Below are 19,819 nucleotides of genomic sequence, written 5' to 3' on the forward strand. Positions count from 1 at the left end.
ATATCCCCGCTTGCCTGAGCAACCCATTGATAGACAGAGATTGAAATGTCCTTGATTACCATCCAGAAAGTTCTCGCGAGCCCGGGTGTCGGGTCGTTCTTTTTCGACGACCAGGCCGCGATCAAGGCCGGCGCCCAACGCGATGGTGCGGCGTACACCGGCAAGGCGCAGACGCCGGGCTTCAAGGCCGTGCGAGAACCGTCCGAATCGGTATCGGTATTGCTCGTGCTGAGCGATGGCTATATCGCGAAGGGTGATTGTGCCAGTGTGCAATACACCGGTGTCGGTGGTCGCGAGCCGCGTTTCCATGCGGCTCAACTGGCCGAGCAGATCGAGCGGCAACTGGCACCACACCTGAGCGGGCTGAATGTTCGCTCGTTCCGCCAAACCGCCGTGTTCGCCGAAGAGATGATCGACGGGTTGTTCGAGTCGAAGCGTGCGGCGGCCTATGGCGTGTCGCAGGCGCTGCTCGAGGCTGCGGCGCACGTCGCCGGGCACCATCTGATGGCGAAGGTCGTCAAGGACGAGTGGCAAATCGAGTCGCCGCTGGCTGCGGTACCGATCTACGGGCAGTGTGGCGACGAGCGCTACACGAACGTTGACAAGATGGTTCTCAAGAGCGTGCCTGTCATCCCGCACGGTCTGATCAACACGCCGGACCTGGTAGGCGCTGATGGTGCGGAACTGGAGAAGTACATCAACTGGTTGCGAGCCCGCATCGTCCAGCTGCGCGTTGCGGATGACTACCAGCCGGTGATCCATATCGACGTCTATGGGCTGATTGGCGCGGCGGCGAACGGCTCGATCGAGCAGACGGCCAGCATCATCCAGCGCCTCGAGCAGGCGGCGGGGCCGCATCAGTTGCGCATCGAGCATCCGCTCGATGCCGGCGGTCGGGACGCGCAGATCGAAGCGTTGTCGCAGCTCAGCCAGGCGCTCAAGGCGCGGGGCAGCCGGGTTGGGATCATCGCGGACGAGTGGGCGAACACGGCGGAAGACGTGCACCTGTTTGCGAAGGCGGGAGCCGTCGACATGGTGCAGATCAAGACGCCGGACCTTGGCTCGCTGCATAACTCGATTGATGCGATTCTCGATTGCCAGAAACATGGAGTTGGCCCGGTGCTGGGCGGTACGTGTGCGGAGACGGACCTGTCCGCGCGTGCGACGACGAATATCGGTGTGGCAACGGGAGTGACGCAGATGCTCGCAAAGCCGGGGATGGGCTTCGACGAGGGCTACAACATCGTCTTCAATGAGATGAATCGTGTGCTGCGTATCGCTCAGGCACTCGGTTGATCGACGGACGTGAGAGTGCTGTTCGGACGGCGAGGCGCGCGTGCGGCGAAGCAGTGGTGCGTTTGCCATATCGCGCGGCTTGAGCTGGCGGTGACCTGCGTCTGAGCCTTCGAATTATTCGAAGCCGGATTGCCAAAGTTCTCATTCCGGTTCGCCGGCGCGCTTAGTACAGTTTGTCAGCCCCGATTTGGTGCGCTTAGGCATTGCCCGTGGTTACATGGCCGTTCACCACGAACGCGTCGAAGTCGATCTCGTCAGGCCTGCTAGATGATGCTATCGCTTCCATGAGGTTTCGCCGTCGAATCAACTCGCACATTTGTGCCGGAAAAATAGGAAGGTTGGAAATGACAGGTCCGCTTGCCGGAATCACGGTCGTCTCTCTGGAGCAAGCCATTGCGGCTCCGTTTGCAACTCGGCAACTCGCCGATCTTGGCGCGCGCGTGATCAAGATCGAACGCCCGGAGGTGGGGGATTTCGCGCGAGCATATGACGACAGAGTGAATGGCATCTCGTCTCACTTCGCATGGACCAATCGGTCGAAGGAAAGCCTCACGCTGAACACCAAGCACGAGGACGCCGACGAGATCCTGCACGCGCTTCTTGCGCAGGCGGATGTCCTTGTTCAGAACCTCGCTCCCGGGGCGACGGCCCGGATTGGCCTCGATTACGATTCCCTAAAGGATCGATATCAGGGTTTGATCGTCTGCGACATTTCCGGGTATGGCGACAACGGCCCGTACACGAAGAAGAAAGCCTACGACCTGCTTGTTCAAGCGGAAGCCGGCTTCCTGTCGGTCAGCGGCACGCCGGACGAGATGGTCAAGGCGGGGTGTTCGATCGCAGACATTGCCGCTGGCATGTATGCCTATTCCAGCATTCTCGCCGCATTGATCCAGCGTGGGAGGACGGGACGGGGTTGTCGAATCGATGTGTCGATGCTCGAGGCCATGGCCGAATGGATGAGCTTCCCGATGTACTACGCGTTCGATGGCGCGACTCCGCCGCCGCGAGCGGGTGCGTCGCACGCAACGATCTACCCGTACGGACCGTTCCGAGCGGGAGATGGAAAGACCGTCATTCTGGGGCTTCAGAACGAGCGAGAGTGGGCGAAATTTTGCCAGATCGTCCTGGAGGCTCCCGATCTGACCGCGGATGAGCGCTTTGCGACGAATGCGAGCAGAAGCAAGAATCGCGAAGAACTCCGCACCATCATCGACGGCGTCTTTGCAGGCCTGGACAGCGATCAATTGGTTGCGAGGCTGGACACCGCGGATATCGCAAATGCACGCGTGAACGATATGCAAGGCGTGTGGGAGCACCCGCAACTCAAGGCACGGAATCGCTGGCGGGTCGTTGATTCTCCTGTCGGACAAATTCCCGCACTCTTGCCGCCGGGTGGCACTGCGTTCGAGCAGCGGATGGACCCGATTCCGGCCGTTGGTCAGCACACCGGCAGCATTCTGGCCGAACTCGGATTCAGTCAGTCGAAGATCGATTCGATTCGAGCGACGGGTGGCATCTAAGCGGGAGGCACATGATGAAAGCAAATGACAGTGCAGTGACCTACCTGTTCGTGCCCGGTGACCGTCCGGAGCGTTTCGACAAAGCAGTTCGGTCCGGTGCCGATGTTGTGATTATCGACCTGGAAGACGCGGTTGCGCCCTCCAACAAGGGGGCTGCGCGGCGCTCACTCACTGAAGCGTGGGAATCGCTGTCGGAACTCGCGCGGGAGACGGAAACGGAGCTGTGTATTCGTATCAACTGTCTGCGCGAGGAGGTTTCGCGCGAGGACATCGACCTGTGTCGAGAATTGAGTCCGACGCTGGTTATGGTGCCGAAAGTCGAATCCGGGATGGAACTCGCAGGATTTTATGGGGTGGTTCCGTCGGCACGTGTGCTGGCCCTTATCGAATCGGCTACGGGTGTGCTGGAAGCGAGAGCAATTGCGAGGGAGTCGAACGTTGCGCGGCTTGTTCTTGGTTCGGTCGACCTGATGCTGGATCTCGGCGTTGGCAGTGATCGCGAGCCGCTTGATACGACGCGTTCAATGCTCGTACTTGCGTCAGTCAGCGCGGGAATTGCCGGTCCAGTAGATGGGGTCTGCACGGCTGTTCATGATCTTGATCTAGTTCAGTCTGACGCCCGGCGGGCTCGCGCTTTTGGATTTGCCGCGAAACTTTGTATTCATCCCAAGCAGATCGCTGCCGTCGACGACGCATTCAGAGTGACCGAGGAAGAGTTCTCGTGGGCGGAGCGAGTTATTGCCGCTTCGGAGGCCAGTGAAGGAGCGGCAACGACCGTCGATGGGGCGATGATAGACGCGCCAGTTTTGATGCGTGCCCAGCGGGTTATTGCGCGCCGTCGCGGGAAGGGGGGCTAAGCATGCTACTCATGGCTTCCTTGGGGCGGGAGTCGCAATTGGTGACCGCCAATGCGAAGCGGAGAGGGTGCCCCTATGTCCTTCGTCAAGCGTTAAGGGCTGACTTGGGTTGGTAAATGGTGCCGTCACGCAGCATGGCGAACAGAACGTCGCAGCGTCGCCGTGCGAGCGCGATGAGCGCTTGGTTATGACGCTTGCCTTGCTGGATCTTGCGCGAGTAATAGGCCCGTGAGACTGGGTCCCGTAAGGCCGCGAAGGCGGATAGGAACAAGGCGCGCTTGAGCACCTTGTTGCCCCGTCTGGATGGGTGCTCGCCACGGATCGACGAGCCTGAGCGTCGGGTGACTGGCGCGAGGCCTGCGTAGGCTGCTAGGTGTGCAGCCGAGGCGAAGGCTTTGTGGGCAACTTCGGTCAGGAGTCTGGCGGCAGTCCTGACGCCGACTCCCGGCATGCTGGTCAGGACCGGCCAAAGAGGGTGAGCAAGCACCAGTCGCTCAACTTCGGCAGCGACCTCGTCGCGTTGCTGACGCAAGGCCGCAAGCTGTTGGGCTAAACGGGGCATGACGATGGTAGCGGCTTGCGTGCCGGGCACGGTCACGGCTTGTTCGCTCAGTGCCTGAACGATCTCGGCCGCTAAGCCTTTGCCCATGCGAGGAGCGAGCTTGGTCAGGCGATTGGCGAGCGTTTTCTCGCTGGTGCCGGCAAGCGCGGCGGGCGACGGATAGCGCTCAAGCAGATCGAGTACCGCCGGATGGTCAAGGCGCGGTCCGAGAACACGCTCGAGCGCTGGATGGATCTGAGTAAGCAGGCCGCGAATGCGGTTGCTGGTTTGCGTGACCTGAGCGGCGAGGTCGTCATCGAAGCCGCAGAGCATGGTGAGTTCGGCGAGCTGCTCGTCGGCCAGGCGAAGCGAGCGCAGCGTATGCGGCATCGAACGAGCGGCTTCGGCGATGATCGCGGCGTCGCGGGCGTCGGTCTTGGCTTCGCCAGCGTGCAAATCAGCGATGCGGCGCATGGCCAGTCCGGGCAGATAGGCGACGAGTACGCCTTCAGCGCGGGCGACGGCTACAGGAAGCGCGCCGATGGTGGAAGGCTGATCGACGACGAACAGCAGTCGACCGTGAGTCTTGAGTTCGGCGATGAGGGCGCGCAGCTTGGCCTCGTCGTTGGGTAGAGCCTTGTTGTACAGGCGCTTACCGTTCCGATCGAGTGCCACGGCGTGATGGTGGCCTTTACCGACATCGACGCCGACAAAGATATCGACGGCGTCACGTTGTTGAGTGTCTTGCATCGAAGTTTATGCAGAGTGAACGGATTGGCCTGCAACAACGGTGGCAAGTCTCGGCATCCACGTTACGGACGGCGTCGGGATATCCCGGCCAAACCCCTATCAGCGATCACCAGCCACCCACCAGGCCCGGTGACAACACCCCCCGGATCATGACTGCGACTGGGGGCGAGAATCATGCCGGGCCTGGCTGGCCAAAGCCCCAATTATCGGGGCGTGAAGATAGTAACGGGGGCTGAGGCGTTCCCTATGTTCGCTATTTGATGCCGCCTCGGGGGGGCCGCGTACGTTCATCTCACTTCTACAGGGGGTAATGACGTCCGGACGTGCCCGAGCGATCCTTGATCGTCGTGCTGCAATGCGGCGGGGTCGGATATTTGAGGTTCTGCTGTGATGCGACGGCGCGCAGCAGTAATGCAATGACCTCTTTTCATTGGTGGTGGAACTGCATGTCCTTCTCGGTCATCTAGTTTTTAGATAGAGTAGAGCGAAGAGGCGGATTAACTATGATGATCTCGTTCAACCGAAGTATCCGATCTGCTGGGGCGGTAGTCAGGTGTTAGATTTTCGCCAGCTGAAATATTTCGTCGGAATAGTAGAGGCCGGCAGCTTCACGAAGGCAGCCGCTGAAATGCATGTTGCTCAGAGTGCCTTGAGTCTTCATGTCCGGCAGATGGAAGAGCGGTATGGCGTGTCGCTACTGGTGCGAGAGCGAACCGGTATCCGACTCACGGAGCAAGGGGCAAAGCTCCTTGTTCATGCGCGGATAATCCTCGGGCAATTGGCGCAAGCGGAATCCGAGCTGGTCAACAATGCTGACGGTCCGGCCGGCCAAGTCGCGATCGCCATTCCTTCTGGTGCGGCACGAGTGGTGGTGTCAGAACTACTGGCAGCTTCGAACCAGACTCTTCCCCAAGTCTCGCTGAAGATAACAGAGGGGTTGTCGGGGCAGCTCGATGAATGGATGGCGGCAGGAAGATTCAATCTTGCCCTTCTGTACAGGGCTCCGGAACACGTAGGGCGTTGCACGGAGCTGGTTCGTGAGGACCTGTATCTGATTGCGCCGGCATCGGCCCCGCCATTTGCGGATTCAGTCCAGCTCGCGAGCCTTGGATCGTTTCCACTAGCAATGCCGATGTCTAACCATAATGTGAGGCGATCTGTGGTCGACGCTGTGTCCCAGTTCGGAATTCGGCTTAACGTTAAGTTTGAGATCGACTCACTCTCGACAATATTGAGCATCGTTGCGGAAGGGAAAGCGTATTCAATACTTCCATCATCTGCGGTACAAACCGAGGTAAGAGCTCGCCTCGTCAAGGTGATTAGGATCGTTGATCCTGGAATTACACGATCGGTTGTCTTGATGTGTAACCCCAGGGACGAGGGAATTCCTGCTGTTATTGCGGCACGGGCGGTGATGATCGATGTCGTCAGAAGGCTGGTCACAACCGGCGATTGGCAGGCGCGATTGTCCAGCTAAGTCTCGATTTCTCCGCTTGGTCTAGTCGGTAGAGAACTCGCGAGGCATCACTCATGCCTCGGCGAGACGCACATTTTTCTGGCTCAAATCTTTCCTTGACGTGCGCGCACATCCCTGATCAGGTGAAGGTGTGCCTTTCCAGTCGCGTGGCCTGATGTTTTCAGCAAGTTTTCCTCACGTATACCCGAGAAATTTCGGAGCGCTTGGGCTACGTATCTTGGTTGCGTTGGTCCATCTACGAAAGAGATGATGGGGATCTGCAAACTGAATTTGACGGGGGAATTTTGCTGGAGGATCTTATAGTGGCGCACAGCGTCGATTCCCTCCGAGTCGTACGCGGACGTCGCGAAGTTGGAGATCGCTGCGGGTCTTTCACATCACACTTGATGGTTGGTCGTATGAGCCAGTCGAGTCGCTGACGGACAATCGTCAGGGGGGGTGATGGGGTCAATAAAGGATTTCCTAAGATAAAGAATCCTATCTTATGGAGCATTGAGTATGGAACCCCAACTCTCGAAGTCGCTCGCCCAGGCCGATATCACGACCGGACTTCATCCCTACACGAACGCTCGTTTGCACGAGACGAAAGGTCCGCTCATCATGGAGCGAGGGGACGGCATCTATGTCTACGACACGAACGGCAAGGAATACATCGAGAGCTTCGCTGGTCTTTGGTCAGTAGCCCTCGGTTTCAGCGAGAAGCGGTTGGTAGCTGCAGCCACTGAGCAACTCAACAAGTTGCCGTTCTATCACACCTTCAATCATATGAGCCACGAGCCGACGATTCGTCTGGCTGAAAAGCTCGTTGAAATCACGCCTGAGCATATCACTCGCGTTGCCTTCACCAATTCCGGGTCTGAGGCCAACGATACTGTGATCAAGATGGTTTGGTATCTGAACAACGCCCGCGGCCTCCCCAAGAAGAAGAAATTCCTGGCGCGGATGAAGGGATATCACGGCACCAGCATGGCTTCGGCAAGTCTTACTGGGCTGCCCAATAACCACCGTGATTTTGACCTGCCCAATATCCCGATCAAGCACCTCACGACGCCGCACCTCCGGACGTCCGGCTACGATGGCGAAACGGAAGCTGAATTCTGCGCTCGCTTGATTGCAGAGGCAGAGGACTACATTCTGAGCGAGGGACCGGACACGATTGCCGCCTTCATTGGCGAGCCTCTGATGGCTGCTGCTGGCGTACTTCCTCCGCCGAAGGGGTACTGGCAGGGCATCGAGGCGTTGTGCCGCAAGTACGACATCCTGTTGGTTGCAGACGAAGTCGTGAATGGCTTCGGTCGCCTCGGATCGATGTTCGGCTCGACGTACTATGAATTCAAGCCGGACATCATGGTGGTTTCCAAGCAACTGACGTCCTCGTATATGCCGCTCGCGGCGATTCTGTTTACGGAGGAGATTTACAACGGGATTGCCGATAACTCGTCAAAGATCGGCACTTGGGGACACGGGTACACGACGACCGGTCACCCTGTTGCAACCGCAGTCGGGCTCGAAAATATCAAAATTATCGAAGAGCGCGATCTTGTCGGGAATGCGGCTCGAGTCGGCGAAGTCTTCCAACGGAAACTTCGTGAGTTGTCTTCGCATCCGATCGTGGGCGACGTCCGCGGTGTTGGTCTCATGGCGGCGGTTGAAATGGCTCCGGACAAGGCGTCGCGGCGGCCGTTCTCGCAGGTCGGCAAGGCCGGTGCCCGTGCGTTTGCGTCCGCGCTTGAGAACAATGTCATCGCTCGTGTTGTCGGTGACATGGTGATCTTCAGCCCGCCGTTGATCATCACGGAAGAGCAGTCACTGGAGCTCGTATCGCGCTTCAGTCGAGTGCTGGACGATACCGCCGAGTACATTCGCAAGGAAAATATCACCTAAGCATCGAATCATCCGCAGCCTGAGGTGGCTGCGGGACTCGATGGTGCCTGTACTGGCGGGGTCGCTCCTGGCAGTACAGGCTCGGAGGGGCTATGTTCAATTGCGAACGTGAATCCACCTTGCTATCGACGTCGCTTGGCGTGCCGCAACCAAATTCGCAACGAAGGTGGGACGCGGAGCATGGGATGTTTTCGTGAGGCAGGGATAACCTGGGGTAGCAGAATCTGCGGTTGCTTCAACGTAACCGTGCGAGGAAATGTCAGTTCTTTTGACGGACTGCCCCCGAAATTGACCACTGCATGTGAATGTGCGTTGGCATCTTCGAATAACTTAGCGACGGCCTCGTCCGACGTCGCGATTCCTTCATCACGGTCTGCGAGAGCCGGGTGAGAGTTGGCCTTGGCCCGCCTACCTGGCGGGTCAAGGTGCCTTTTTGATAGAGATGAGGTTGGCAGATCCTTGATGATTGGTCCTGGCAACGCTTTTTGCTCCCTCCACATCAGTACAGATCATGAGTCGATGAGGCGGGTAGAAGGATCATACGGGAGCAGGTTGTTGTTCGAAGGTTCTTATGTGAGGCAGTAGTACCAGCTATATCGTATGGTGCAGACGGATCTTGATTCAGCGCGTTGGGTTGAATTCGGTCGAGAGGAAAACGTACTGTTTGGCGACTATACGAAAGTACTGGAGAAAAGAGCCGATGAATGCCGGCATCCATATCCAATTGATTGGGTGTCGTTCGTTCGGTTTAGAGAGGTGAAACATGGCAACACAGTGTCCGTCGAGCACGCCTTTATTGACCATCCAGCCGCTCACTGAGGAGGCGTTCGCACCCTACGGATGGGTGCTAGGGAAATCTCCAATATCGAACTCCGATGAGCCCTTCTTCTTTGGGCATGAGGTTTCCTTGTGGCGGGAGCATCTGTTTGATACCGGGGCGCCGAACGAAGCTGAGATTCTTTGGGGTTGCTTCAGTGACGACGACCTCATGGTGCGTCGCCTCGAGGCTCGGCGTCTGACGCAGCAAGCACTTGTGCCATTAACTGGGCCGCTAATCCAGATTGTGGCTAACCAGAAGAAGTCAGGCGTACCCGACATCGATTCGATTCGCGCGTTTGAGATTCCAGTAGGTATGGGGACCTGCATCAGGGCATGTTGCTGGCATGCGACGCGTTCTCTCGCTGGAGAAGTGAAGGCGCTTCTCCTTTCGCGTCGATCGACCACGTATGACTGGATCGTTCATCTTCACACGAACGCGCCACCCGCGGAGAGTTCAGTGATGCCGATTTGGCCGCATCGAATAGGATCAAGGAAATCACCTCAAGAGAGGATCCCGGTCGCGTCCGACGAGTTCATCGATGAGAAATGGATGACGTTCAATGTCCGATAGACCGTTCATTGGCGAGTTGACGGCGAACTGATCTTCATGACGAGTCGTATAGGGTAGCGGTGAGTTGGATGTACTACTGTTGAATCGTTGAAAGATCGTAGAGGAGGATTGGAGAAAAATAAAAAATTTAGATGTGGCATTTTCAATTGATTTTGACTGCTTATTCGCACAGGTAGCTTGGCAAGCACCGGTTGCTGATTCGGAAGTTATCCCTGAACGCGCACGCGCTACGCAAGAGGTGGACATAATGTTGAAAGCTCAATCTGCTACTTTCTGTCTGGTCGTAAATTCAGTTGTCGCTGCCGTGGCAGCAACATTCTCGCTTTCGGTGATGGCCGATGAAACCGTCGTGATTGGCCATGTCGCACCACTGACCGGCCCCGTGGCGCAGTTAGGCAAGGACAATGAGAACGGCGCAAGACTTGCTGTCGAGGAAATCAACGCAAAAGGGCTCGTGATCGGAGGTCAGAAGATCACGCTGAAGCTCGACGGCGAGGACGATGCTTCGGACCCGAAGACGGCGACCCAGGTTGCACAGAAGCTTGTCGACGAGAAGGTGGTGGCCGTGGTCGGCCACATGACTTCAGGAACCTCCATTCCCGCGTCGCAGATTTATAACAATGCAGGCATCGTGATGATCACGCCGTCGGCCACCAACCCGACTCTCACGCAGCAAGGGTTCAAGAGCGTCTACCGCATGGTTGCTACAGACGCGCAACAAGGCCCTGCGCTGGCCAATTACGCGAGCAAGCAGTTGAAGATCAAGACTGTAGCGATCGTCGATGATGCGACTGCATACGGTCAGGGACTGGCGAACGAGTTCGAAAAAACTGCAAAGAGCCTGGGTATTACTGTGATCTCTCATGACGCGACCAATGACAAGGCCGTCGACTTCCGAGCCATCGTGACGAAAATCAAAGGCGAGAACCCGGATGCAATTATGTTCAGTGGACAGGATGCGACGGGTGGCCCGTTCGCCAAGCAAGCAGCCCAGCTGGGTGTGCGCGCCAAGATTCTCGCCGGTGATGGTGTGTGCTCCGAAAAGCTCGCCGGCCTCGCCGGTAAGGCTGCTGACAATGTCGTGTGCTCCCAACCGGGTACGTCGCCGGAGAAGATGCCTGGAGGTTCGGAGTTCAAGGGGAAGTATCAGAAGCGCTTTACTCAAATGATGGAGATCTACGCACCGTTCACGTACGACGCGGTGTACATCGTGGTCGATGCGATGCGTCGTGCGAATTCGACCAATCCCGAAAAGATTCTTGCGGCGATGCCGGCAACGGACTACAAGGGCGTCACGGGGGAAACCACGTTTGACCCCAAGGGCGATCTTCGTAACGGTGTGATTTCGATGTACAGCTATCGCGCTGGTAAGAAGACGTTCATCGACGCGGTGAAGATGTAACTTCAAATGAGTGGAGTCCGGCGGAGCGTTGGACTCCACAGATGTCTCGACTTGAGCGTCATTATTGAATCCGTTGAGCATTTGATCTGCTAGCAGGCTGTCGCCGGGCGCCACCGATTTTATTTCCGGAGGCTCCCTGCGATTGCCTGATTGGGAATGGTCTTCTTACGCCAAGTGACGTTTGTGTCGCACGTTCAGATGCACAAAGTCACGAGTAAGTACGTCAATGAGTGAATTTGTCGGAGTTAGTTATGTCATCGCAGCATTTTGATGCGCACCTATTTATCAACGGCCGCTGGCAGGATGGCGGAGCGGGAACGCTCGACAATATCGACCCTGGTACTGGCACGCGACTCGGCACTGTGAGCTTGGCAGATGAGACTCAGGTGAATGCGGCACTTGATGCCGCTACGGAGAGTTTCCGGTCGTGGAGCACAGTGAATGCGCGCGTTCGCGGTCAGGTGCTGAAAAAGGCTGCGGCATTGCTTCAAGAGCGAATCGACGAACTGGCGGAAGCGCTGCTGCTTGAAGGCGGGAAGACCCGCGCGGACGCGAATGGCGAGGCACAGCGAGCGATCGAATCGTTTGCATGGAATGGCGAGGAAGCCAGCCGCATCAGCGGCAAGATACATCAGGGTATCGTGGAGGGCAGCACGCGGCTTTCGCTGCCGACCCCGTTGGGCGTAGCGGTCGCAATCACTGCATGGAATTTCCCCGCAGTGCTGATTGCTCGAAAATTGGGCGCTGCCTTGGCGGCCGGCTGCACGGTGGTGCTGAAGGCATCGGAGTTCACTCCCCGGACGGCCTGCGTGATCGTGCAGGCTTTGGCGGATGCTGGCGTGCCAGACGGGGTTGTGAATCTCGTGTTCGGTGACCCGGTGGCAGTAAGCGAGCAGCTATTGAGCTGCCCGGCTGTCAAGGTACTTTCGTTTACCGGGTCGACTCACGTAGGCAAGCAACTGGCCGCGTTGGCTGCCAAGAACCTGATTCGCCCGGTACTTGAGCTGGGTGGGCATGCGCCAGTCATCGTGTGGAACGACGCGGATGTCGATCGCGTGGTGTCAGTCACTGCGCCGGCGAAATTCGGCACAGCAGGCCAGTCTTGTGTTGCCCCGACACGCTATTTGGTCCATCGCGATTTGCACGACAAGCTGGTAAGTGCGCTCGTGAATAAAGCCAGCTCGTATCGCTTGGGGCACGGCCGCGAAGAGGGGGTAACGCTTGGGCCCGTAGCGCATGCCGGTCGGGTCCGTGCACTTCAGCAACTGGTTGATGACGCAGTTACCAAGGGGGCCACGGTCGAGACCGGCGGTACCGGAGTGGATCGTTCGGGCTACTTTTTCCAACCAACAATTTTGGCCAACGTGCCTAACGATGCGGAAATTCTCTTCGAAGAGCCGTTTGGCCCCGTTGCAACCGTCCAGTCCATTGAGTCGGTTGACGAAGCGGTGGAATTGGCCAACGCGTCACCGTACGCGTTCGCGGCTTACGTGTTCACCGACTCCATCCGGGTTCGAGATGACCTGGTTGGGCGCCTGAATGCGTCGAACATCGGTGTTAACCAAACGGCGCCTTCGCTGCCCGACGTGGCGCTCGGCGGTCTGGGCAACAGCGGCTACGGGTATGAAGGCGGCACGGAAGGCGTGCTGGCCTACATGCATCTTCGACTGGTCAGCCAGTCGGCCGGCTGAAATATCCCCGCTTGCCTGAGCAACCCATTGATAGACAGAGATTGAAATGTCCTTGATTACCATCCAGAAAGTTCTCGCGAGCCCGGGTGTCGGGTCGTTCTTTTTCGACGACCAGGCCGCGATCAAGGCCGGCGCCCAACGCGATGGTGCGGCGTACACCGGCAAGGCGCAGACGCCGGGCTTCAAGGCCGTGCGAGAACCGTCCGAATCGGTATCGGTATTGCTCGTGCTGAGCGATGGCTATATCGCGAAGGGTGATTGTGCCAGTGTGCAATACACCGGTGTCGGTGGTCGCGAGCCGCGTTTCCATGCGGCTCAACTGGCCGAGCAGATCGAGCGGCAACTGGCACCACACCTGAGCGGGCTGAATGTTCGCTCGTTCCGCCAAACCGCCGTGTTCGCCGAAGAGATGATCGACGGGTTGTTCGAGTCGAAGCGTGCGGCGGCCTATGGCGTGTCGCAGGCGCTGCTCGAGGCTGCGGCGCACGTCGCCGGGCACCATCTGATGGCGAAGGTCGTCAAGGACGAGTGGCAAATCGAGTCGCCGCTGGCTGCGGTACCGATCTACGGGCAGTGTGGCGACGAGCGCTACACGAACGTTGACAAGATGGTTCTCAAGAGCGTGCCTGTCATCCCGCACGGTCTGATCAACACGCCGGACCTGGTAGGCGCTGATGGTGCGGAACTGGAGAAGTACATCAACTGGTTGCGAGCCCGCATCGTCCAGCTGCGCGTTGCGGATGACTACCAGCCGGTGATCCATATCGACGTCTATGGGCTGATTGGCGCGGCGGCGAACGGCTCGATCGAGCAGACGGCCAGCATCATCCAGCGCCTCGAGCAGGCGGCGGGGCCGCATCAGTTGCGCATCGAGCATCCGCTCGATGCCGGCGGTCGGGACGCGCAGATCGAAGCGTTGTCGCAGCTCAGGCAGGCGCTCAAGGCGCGGGGCAGCCGGGTTGGGATCATCGCGGACGAGTGGGCGAACACGGCGGAAGACGTGCACCTGTTTGCGAAGGCGGGAGCCGTCGACATGGTGCAGATCAAGACGCCGGACCTTGGCTCGCTGCATAACTCGATTGATGCGATTCTCGATTGCCAGAAACATGGAGTTGGCCCGGTGCTGGGCGGTACGTGTGCGGAGACGGACCTGTCCGCGCGTGCGACGACGAATATCGGTGTGGCAACGGGAGTGACGCAGATGCTCGCAAAGCCGGGGATGGGCTTCGACGAGGGCTACAACATCGTCTTCAATGAGATGAATCGCGTGCTGCGTATCGCTCAGGCGCTTGGTTAATCGACGGATGTGAGAGATTGCCCGTCTTGAGGTTGGCGGACGGAGTCGATGTCTCTGTCCTGACTATTTCGGGCCGCGGGCTGCACAGGAAATAGTCGCCGATCTTGATATTTTCTGATGTCTCGAAATGTGCCATTAGTGAAGGATAACTGATGATATGGGTTGAAGTTGATGTTGTAGTCGATGTTTGAAGCTGGGCGGCTCGGGGGGTAAAGAGCCGGGCCGAAATGACAGAAATAAAACTTGCCGATTTGGAGAGACGCAACGATGAAGAAAATTACCCTGTCTGGTTTGTCGCTCGTTTTGCTGGGCACCGCTGGTGTTGCCCATGCTCAGAACAGTGTGACACTGTATGGCGTGATCGATACCTCGATTGGATATGTCCACGGAAATAATGGACAAGCTATCAATTCCTGGCAAATGCTTCCCGGCAATCTTCAAGGTCCCCGCTGGGGCCTCAAGGGTGCCGAGGATCTGGGTGCCGGACTGAAGGCGATCTTCCAGTTGGAAAACGGGTTTAGTCCGGCGACCGGAAAGCTCGGCCAAGGTGGCCGGATGTTCGGGCGCCAGGCTTACGTCGGGTTGCAAAGTGCTCAGTACGGCACCGTGACGCTCGGCCGCCAATATGATCCGACCGTCGATTTGGTTCAGGCAGTGACCGCGGACAACTACTTCGGTGCTCCATTCGCGACGCCGGGTGATGTTGACAACAACGACAATAGTTTGCGTGTCAGCAATGCAGTGAAGTACGCGTCGCCGATTTTCGGCGGCTTCCAGTTCGAAGCCATGTACGGTATGAGTGGTCTCGCAGGCCATCCCGGCCAGGGCCAGACGTGGTCCGCCGCGGCCGCCTACAACAACGGCCCGCTGGGGGTTGCTGCTGGGTATCTCTACACTTCGAATCCATCACCAACGGCCGGACTGACGCGTGGCAACAACTGGACCAGCACAACATCTGACGCGATCTTCGATGGCCCGATCAGTCTCGGCTACCAGTCTGCAAAGTCAATTGGCATCGCGCAAGTCGCAGGTCAGTACGTGATTGGTCCCGTTACCTTGGGTCTTGGTTATAGCAATGCGCAGTACAAACCTGACGCATTCTCGACTTACGGTTCCACGGAGAAGTACAACACGGGCCGTGGCTTCGTGATGTATCAAGCAACGCCTGCCCTGATGCTGGGGTTGGGCTATGCATATACGAAGGCAAGCGGCGACACGGACGCGAAGTACCACCAGGTTTCGCTCGGCGCCGATTACTCGCTCTCGAAGCGGACGGACGTATACCTGGTTGGCGTTTATCAACACGCAAGTGGTACGCAGCGTACTGAAGATGGCTTGTCTACTCAGGTTGCACAAGCGTCTGTCGGCTCATATGGATATGCCGGAACTAGTGCGCAAGAGCTCGTTGCGATTGGCTTGCGTCACAAGTTTTAAGTATCACGAGGTGGGGTCAACGCGTCCGTTGACCTCATACCGCTAATTGATGGAGATTTGAATATGACCAAGGGCTTCAGCGCATCTGAGCTTGGTGAGAAATCGGAGTCGCAGCCGATTTCTCTCGAATGGGTTGAACGGCTCGTGTCGATCAATACGGTAAGCCGTGATTCCAATCTGGGATTGATTGAGGTAGTACGCGATTACCTGGCGGGGTATGGTATCGCGTGTACCTTGACCCATCACGAGACCGGAAATTGGGCAAATCTCTTTGCTACGATTCCTGCGTCTGACGGACGGACGCAGGGAGGTATCGTTCTTTCAGGCCACACCGATGTCGTTCCGGTTGATGGCCAGGACTGGCACAGCGATCCGTTCGTACCGGAAATCAGAGACGGTCGCATGTACGGTCGCGGTACGTGCGACATGAAGGGGTTCATCGGAGCCGGGTTGGCGCTCGTTCCCGAGATGCTTTCGGCAAAACTGAATAAACCGATTCACTTTGCGCTGTCGTTTGACGAAGAGGTGACCTGCGCCGGCGCGCCGCTGATGATTCAGGAGTTGATGGCGCGCGGCATCAATCCGGAAGGGTGCATCGTTGGAGAGCCGACGAGCATGCGCCCCATCGTGGCCCACAAAGGCATCAACGCATACCGGTGCTGCGTGAAGGGACATGCGGCGCACTCGTCGCTTACGCCGCAGGGATTGAACGCGATCGAGTACGCAGCGCGACTTATTTGCTTCATTCGAGATACGGCAGACAATTTTCGCAAGAATGGTCCTTTTGACGAATTCTATGACGTGCCGTTCACCACGGCTCAAACGAGCACGATCTCAGGCGGAAACGCAATGAACATTGTTCCGGCCGAATGCAAGTTCGAGTTCGAATTCCGGAATCTTCCCACACTCGATCCTAAGCCGATCTTTGCCGAGATCGAAAAATATGCAAAATCTGTCTTGCTTCCGAAGATGCAAGCGGAACATCCGCGCGCGGCAATTGATTTCGAATTGATTTCCGACGCTCCGGGACTCGATGCGTCCGAGGAAGCTGCGGTAACACAGTTGGTGAGGGCTTTGACGGGGGATCAGGAAAAGAGAAAGGTCGCTTACGGAACGGAAGCTGGGCAGTTTCAGCAGGCTGGAGTGCCGAGCATCATTTGCGGTCCTGGAGATATCCAGCAAGCTCACCGGGCAAATGAATATCTCGAGCTGGGACAGCTGCGTAAATGTGAGGATTTCATTCGGAAGGTTGTGCGGAGCATGTCGATCGCCTGACATCTAACTCCGGAACGATATTGCGCTGGATCTGACGTTGAGTGGGTGCGGAAAGGTCGGACTGAAAGAATTTTATAAAAAATCCAGCTCGCGACTTTTGGTATTTGAGTTTACATGAAAGGAGATGGCATGAAGAATGAGGCCGGAGCGGTAGCCTCGTCAGGAAGTCATGGTGAGTGTGGTAATGGCGACAAATCTGGACTTGCACGAGGGCTGTCAAATCGTCATATTCAACTCATCGCCATTGGTGGCGCAATCGGAACTGGCCTGTTCATGGGGGCCGGAAAGATGATCCACGTCTCAGGGTCGTCGATTCTTCTTACCTATGTGATCATTGGCTTCTTCCTCTTCTTCGTGATGAGGGCCTTGGGTGAACTGTTGTTGTCGAATTTGCAGTTCAAGAGCTTCGCGGATTTTGCGTCGTACTATTTGGGAGACTGGGCCGGTTTCTTTGTTGGCTGGTCGTACTGGATGACACTTGTAATCGCAGGTATCGCCGACTTCATCGTCTTGGGCGGTTACTTCAGATTTTGGTTTCCAGGGCTTTCGGGATGGATCCCCGGAGTGGCTACACTGGCTGTATTGTTCTCTGTCAATGTGCTTGCAGTGAAGCTCTTTGGGGAATTGGAGTTCTGGTTCGCCCTTGTCAAGATCGTGGCTATCGTTTCGCTTATTGGCGCAGGCGTTGTGATGGTTAGTACCGGGTTCGTATCGCCTAACGGCGTGAAGGCTTCGGTGGCCCACGTGATTGAACCGGGCACGATGTTCCCGCATGGAGTGATGGGGTTCTTTGCTGGGTTCCAGATCGCGATTTTCTCGTTTGCGGGCATCGAGCTTCTCGGTACAACGGCCGCAGAGGCCGAGAACCCGCATAAGACTCTTCCCAAGGCTGTCAATGCTGTTCCGGTGCGTGTGCTGCTGTTCTATGTTTTTTCCCTGACGTGCATCATCGCCGTTTCCTCATGGGCCAAAGTTGCACCGAATCGCAGCCCGTTTGTAGAGTTGTTCCTGCTCGCCGGTTTGCCGACCGCCGCTGGAGTGATCAACTTCGTCGTAACGACGTCTGCGATGTCGGCGGCGAACTGTGACGTATTTTCGACAAGTCGAATGCTTTTTGGTCTGTCGTTGGAAAATGATGCACCCACGGTGTTCCGTAAGTTGTCGAAATCTGCGGTGCCAGTGCCGGCATTGATTTTTTCGTGCCTGTGCATGCTCATTGGCACTGCACTGTTGCTCGCGATTCCCGATCTGATGAAGGTTTTTACTATCATCTCGACCATCGCTGCGATTCTTTTTATATTCACGTGGTGCATGATACTGATTTCGTATCTCGCGTATCGACGAAAACGACCTGATCTTCATTTGACATCAACTTTCAAAATGCCGGCTGGCATTGTGATGTCTTGGTGTTGCTTGTTCTTCTTTGTTTTCGTGTTGATTCTGCTTACGCTCGAAAGCGATACGCGTGACGCACTGGTTTTCATGCCGATTTGGTTTGCTTTCCTGTCGGTCATGTACATGTATCGCGCCGTAACGAAGCGGGAAGGCCGAGTATTGCGAACTTCGGTGCAGTCCCGATGCTGATGTACTGCTTGAAGAGCGCAATCTGTTGGTAGCACCTTCGGCACCCTCGTGCAGCATCGAGGGTGTTGGAGCTGCATTTTTATTGGGGTATGGCTGATGAGTAATACATCGGAAGCTGGTGATTTCCCAAAGTTGCGAAATTATTTTGGTCGAGATGAGTTTTTGTCCAGGCTAAAAAAGGTTCGCGATGCGATGGTCGCCATAAACATTGAGCTGTTGATCGTGTCTGATCCATCCAATATGGCGTGGGTATCGGGATATGACGGCTATTCGTTCTACAACCATCAATGTGTTGTTGTACCGCTGGATGGCGAACCCTTGTGGTTTGGGCGAGGGCTCGACATTAATGGCGCCAAGGCAACCGTCTTCATGAGCGACTCCTCGGTGGTTGGCTACCCCGAAGAATACGTTCAGCGCGATCTTCATCCGATGGAGTATTTTTCCACCGAAGTGATGATGAATCGCGGGTGGCAGGGATTGTCGGTAGGCGTTGAAATGGATAGCTTCTATTTTTCTGCCGCCACGCTAAGGACCATGGAGAAGTTCTTGCCCAAGAACACCTGGGTGGATGCAACAGGTCTCGTCAACTGGGCGCGTGCTGTCAAATCGGAGACAGAGCTCGAGTACATGAGGATTGGCGGGCGCATCCTCGAGAAGATGTACGAACGCATTGTCGACGTGATCCACCCGGGCTTGAAGAAGAACGAGTTGGTCGCTGAGATCTACTCAACCGCAATTAAAGGGGTGGACGGGTTTGGTGGCGACTACCCGTCCATCGTCCCAATCGTACCGACAGGTGTGGAGGCGGCGACTCCGCATCTGACTTGGGACGACTCGACTTTCCAAAAGGGGGCGGGCACGTTCTTTGAGGTCGCGGGCGTATATCGACGATATCACTGCCCGGTATCGAGAACGGTTTACATCGGGACACCACCACAGAAATTCCTGAACGCCGAGAAGGCAGTGGTTGAAGGAATCGAAGCCGGATTGGATATGGCGAAGCCAGGAAATACATGCGAGGACATCGCCGCGGCTTTCTTCGCGGCGATGAAAAAGCATGGCATCCAGAAGGGTGGGCGGGTGGGTTATCCGGTTGGCATGAGCTACCCGCCGGACTGGGGCGAGCGCACCATGAGCTTGCGCGTCGGGGATCGCACCGTACTCGAACCGGGCATGACGTTCCACTTCATGCCGGGTCTCTGGTTTGATGATTGGGGACTCGAGATCACTGAAAGTATTGTGATAACGCCCACTGGCGCGGCTTGCCTGAGCAACGTTCCCCGAAAACTGTTCGTGAAGGATTGACCAAACACCCATCATCCTGAGCGGGAACGTGGATGGTGGGTGGCAACATCCACGTCGAACTTCCATAGGCATTCTCGCTAGTTCTTCGCGCTTTCGTGCAAACCATTGAGATC

Annotated in this window: 14 protein-coding genes; 13 read left to right on the forward strand and 1 reads right to left on the reverse strand. The window is 56.9% G+C overall.

Annotated elements, in window-relative coordinates; genetic code table 11:
* Window positions 1-45: 45 nt before the first annotated feature.
* The 3 genes from AC1Z3W_RS05780 to AC1Z3W_RS05790 all read left to right on the forward strand — a co-directional run bounded on the left by AC1Z3W_RS05780 (window position 46) and on the right by AC1Z3W_RS05790 (window position 3,676).
* Window positions 46-1,296 (forward strand): methylaspartate ammonia-lyase, encoded by a 1,251-nt coding sequence (locus AC1Z3W_RS05780; protein ID WP_483507200.1) that lies wholly within the window; start codon window positions 46-48, stop codon window positions 1,294-1,296.
* A 344-nt stretch (window positions 1,297-1,640) separates the two neighbouring features.
* The gene (locus AC1Z3W_RS05785; RefSeq protein ID WP_483507201.1) at window positions 1,641-2,819 is read left to right on the forward strand and encodes a CaiB/BaiF CoA transferase family protein; all 1,179 of its coding nucleotides are present in this window, start codon (window positions 1,641-1,643) and stop codon (window positions 2,817-2,819) included.
* Between the two features lie 11 nt (window positions 2,820-2,830).
* Window positions 2,831-3,676 carry an HpcH/HpaI aldolase/citrate lyase family protein gene (locus AC1Z3W_RS05790; RefSeq protein ID WP_483507202.1) on the forward strand — a complete coding sequence of 282 codons (846 nt, stop codon included), beginning with the start codon at window positions 2,831-2,833 and terminating at the stop codon, window positions 3,674-3,676.
* Between the two features lie 85 nt (window positions 3,677-3,761).
* Here the strand turns inward: AC1Z3W_RS05790 and AC1Z3W_RS05795 are convergent, their stop codons facing one another.
* Window positions 3,762-4,967, reverse strand: a complete 1,206-nt coding sequence (locus tag AC1Z3W_RS05795; protein WP_124618186.1) for an IS110-like element ISBma3 family transposase — start codon at window positions 4,965-4,967, stop codon at window positions 3,762-3,764.
* Window positions 4,968-5,520: 553 nt separating this feature from the next.
* Between AC1Z3W_RS05795 and AC1Z3W_RS05800 the strand changes: the two genes are divergently transcribed.
* From AC1Z3W_RS05800 to doeA, 10 genes are all read left to right on the forward strand, one after another.
* A complete protein-coding gene (locus AC1Z3W_RS05800) occupies window positions 5,521-6,444 on the forward strand; it encodes a LysR family transcriptional regulator (protein ID WP_483507203.1) in 924 nt (307 codons plus the stop codon).
* 498 nt (window positions 6,445-6,942) lie between these two features.
* Window positions 6,943-8,328 carry an aspartate aminotransferase family protein gene (locus tag AC1Z3W_RS05805; RefSeq protein WP_483507204.1) on the forward strand — a complete coding sequence of 462 codons (1,386 nt, stop codon included), beginning with the start codon at window positions 6,943-6,945 and terminating at the stop codon, window positions 8,326-8,328.
* A 763-nt stretch (window positions 8,329-9,091) separates the two neighbouring features.
* The gene (locus tag AC1Z3W_RS05810) at window positions 9,092-9,718 is read left to right on the forward strand and encodes an ureidoglycolate lyase (protein ID WP_483507205.1); all 627 of its coding nucleotides are present in this window, start codon (window positions 9,092-9,094) and stop codon (window positions 9,716-9,718) included.
* A 247-nt stretch (window positions 9,719-9,965) separates the two neighbouring features.
* Entirely contained in the window at window positions 9,966-11,120 is a 1,155-nt protein-coding gene (locus AC1Z3W_RS05815) for a branched-chain amino acid ABC transporter substrate-binding protein (protein ID WP_483507206.1), read from the forward strand.
* Window positions 11,121-11,371: 251 nt separating this feature from the next.
* The gene (locus tag AC1Z3W_RS05820) at window positions 11,372-12,811 is read left to right on the forward strand and encodes an aldehyde dehydrogenase family protein (protein ID WP_483507207.1); all 1,440 of its coding nucleotides are present in this window, start codon (window positions 11,372-11,374) and stop codon (window positions 12,809-12,811) included.
* 46 nt (window positions 12,812-12,857) lie between these two features.
* Window positions 12,858-14,108, forward strand: a complete 1,251-nt coding sequence (locus AC1Z3W_RS05825; RefSeq protein WP_483507208.1) for a methylaspartate ammonia-lyase — start codon at window positions 12,858-12,860, stop codon at window positions 14,106-14,108.
* Window positions 14,109-14,375: 267 nt separating this feature from the next.
* Window positions 14,376-15,542 carry a porin gene (locus tag AC1Z3W_RS05830; protein ID WP_483507209.1) on the forward strand — a complete coding sequence of 389 codons (1,167 nt, stop codon included), beginning with the start codon at window positions 14,376-14,378 and terminating at the stop codon, window positions 15,540-15,542.
* 63 nt (window positions 15,543-15,605) lie between these two features.
* Window positions 15,606-16,817 carry an acetylornithine deacetylase gene (gene argE, locus AC1Z3W_RS05835; RefSeq protein WP_483507210.1) on the forward strand — a complete coding sequence of 404 codons (1,212 nt, stop codon included), beginning with the start codon at window positions 15,606-15,608 and terminating at the stop codon, window positions 16,815-16,817.
* Window positions 16,818-16,946: 129 nt separating this feature from the next.
* Window positions 16,947-18,401 carry an amino acid permease gene (locus tag AC1Z3W_RS05840; RefSeq protein ID WP_483507211.1) on the forward strand — a complete coding sequence of 485 codons (1,455 nt, stop codon included), beginning with the start codon at window positions 16,947-16,949 and terminating at the stop codon, window positions 18,399-18,401.
* Between the two features lie 96 nt (window positions 18,402-18,497).
* Window positions 18,498-19,706 carry an ectoine hydrolase DoeA gene (gene doeA, locus AC1Z3W_RS05845; RefSeq protein ID WP_483507212.1) on the forward strand — a complete coding sequence of 403 codons (1,209 nt, stop codon included), beginning with the start codon at window positions 18,498-18,500 and terminating at the stop codon, window positions 19,704-19,706.
* Window positions 19,707-19,819 lie beyond the last annotated feature (113 nt).

Source organism: Burkholderia sp. 10_S31, from assembly GCF_056930375.1.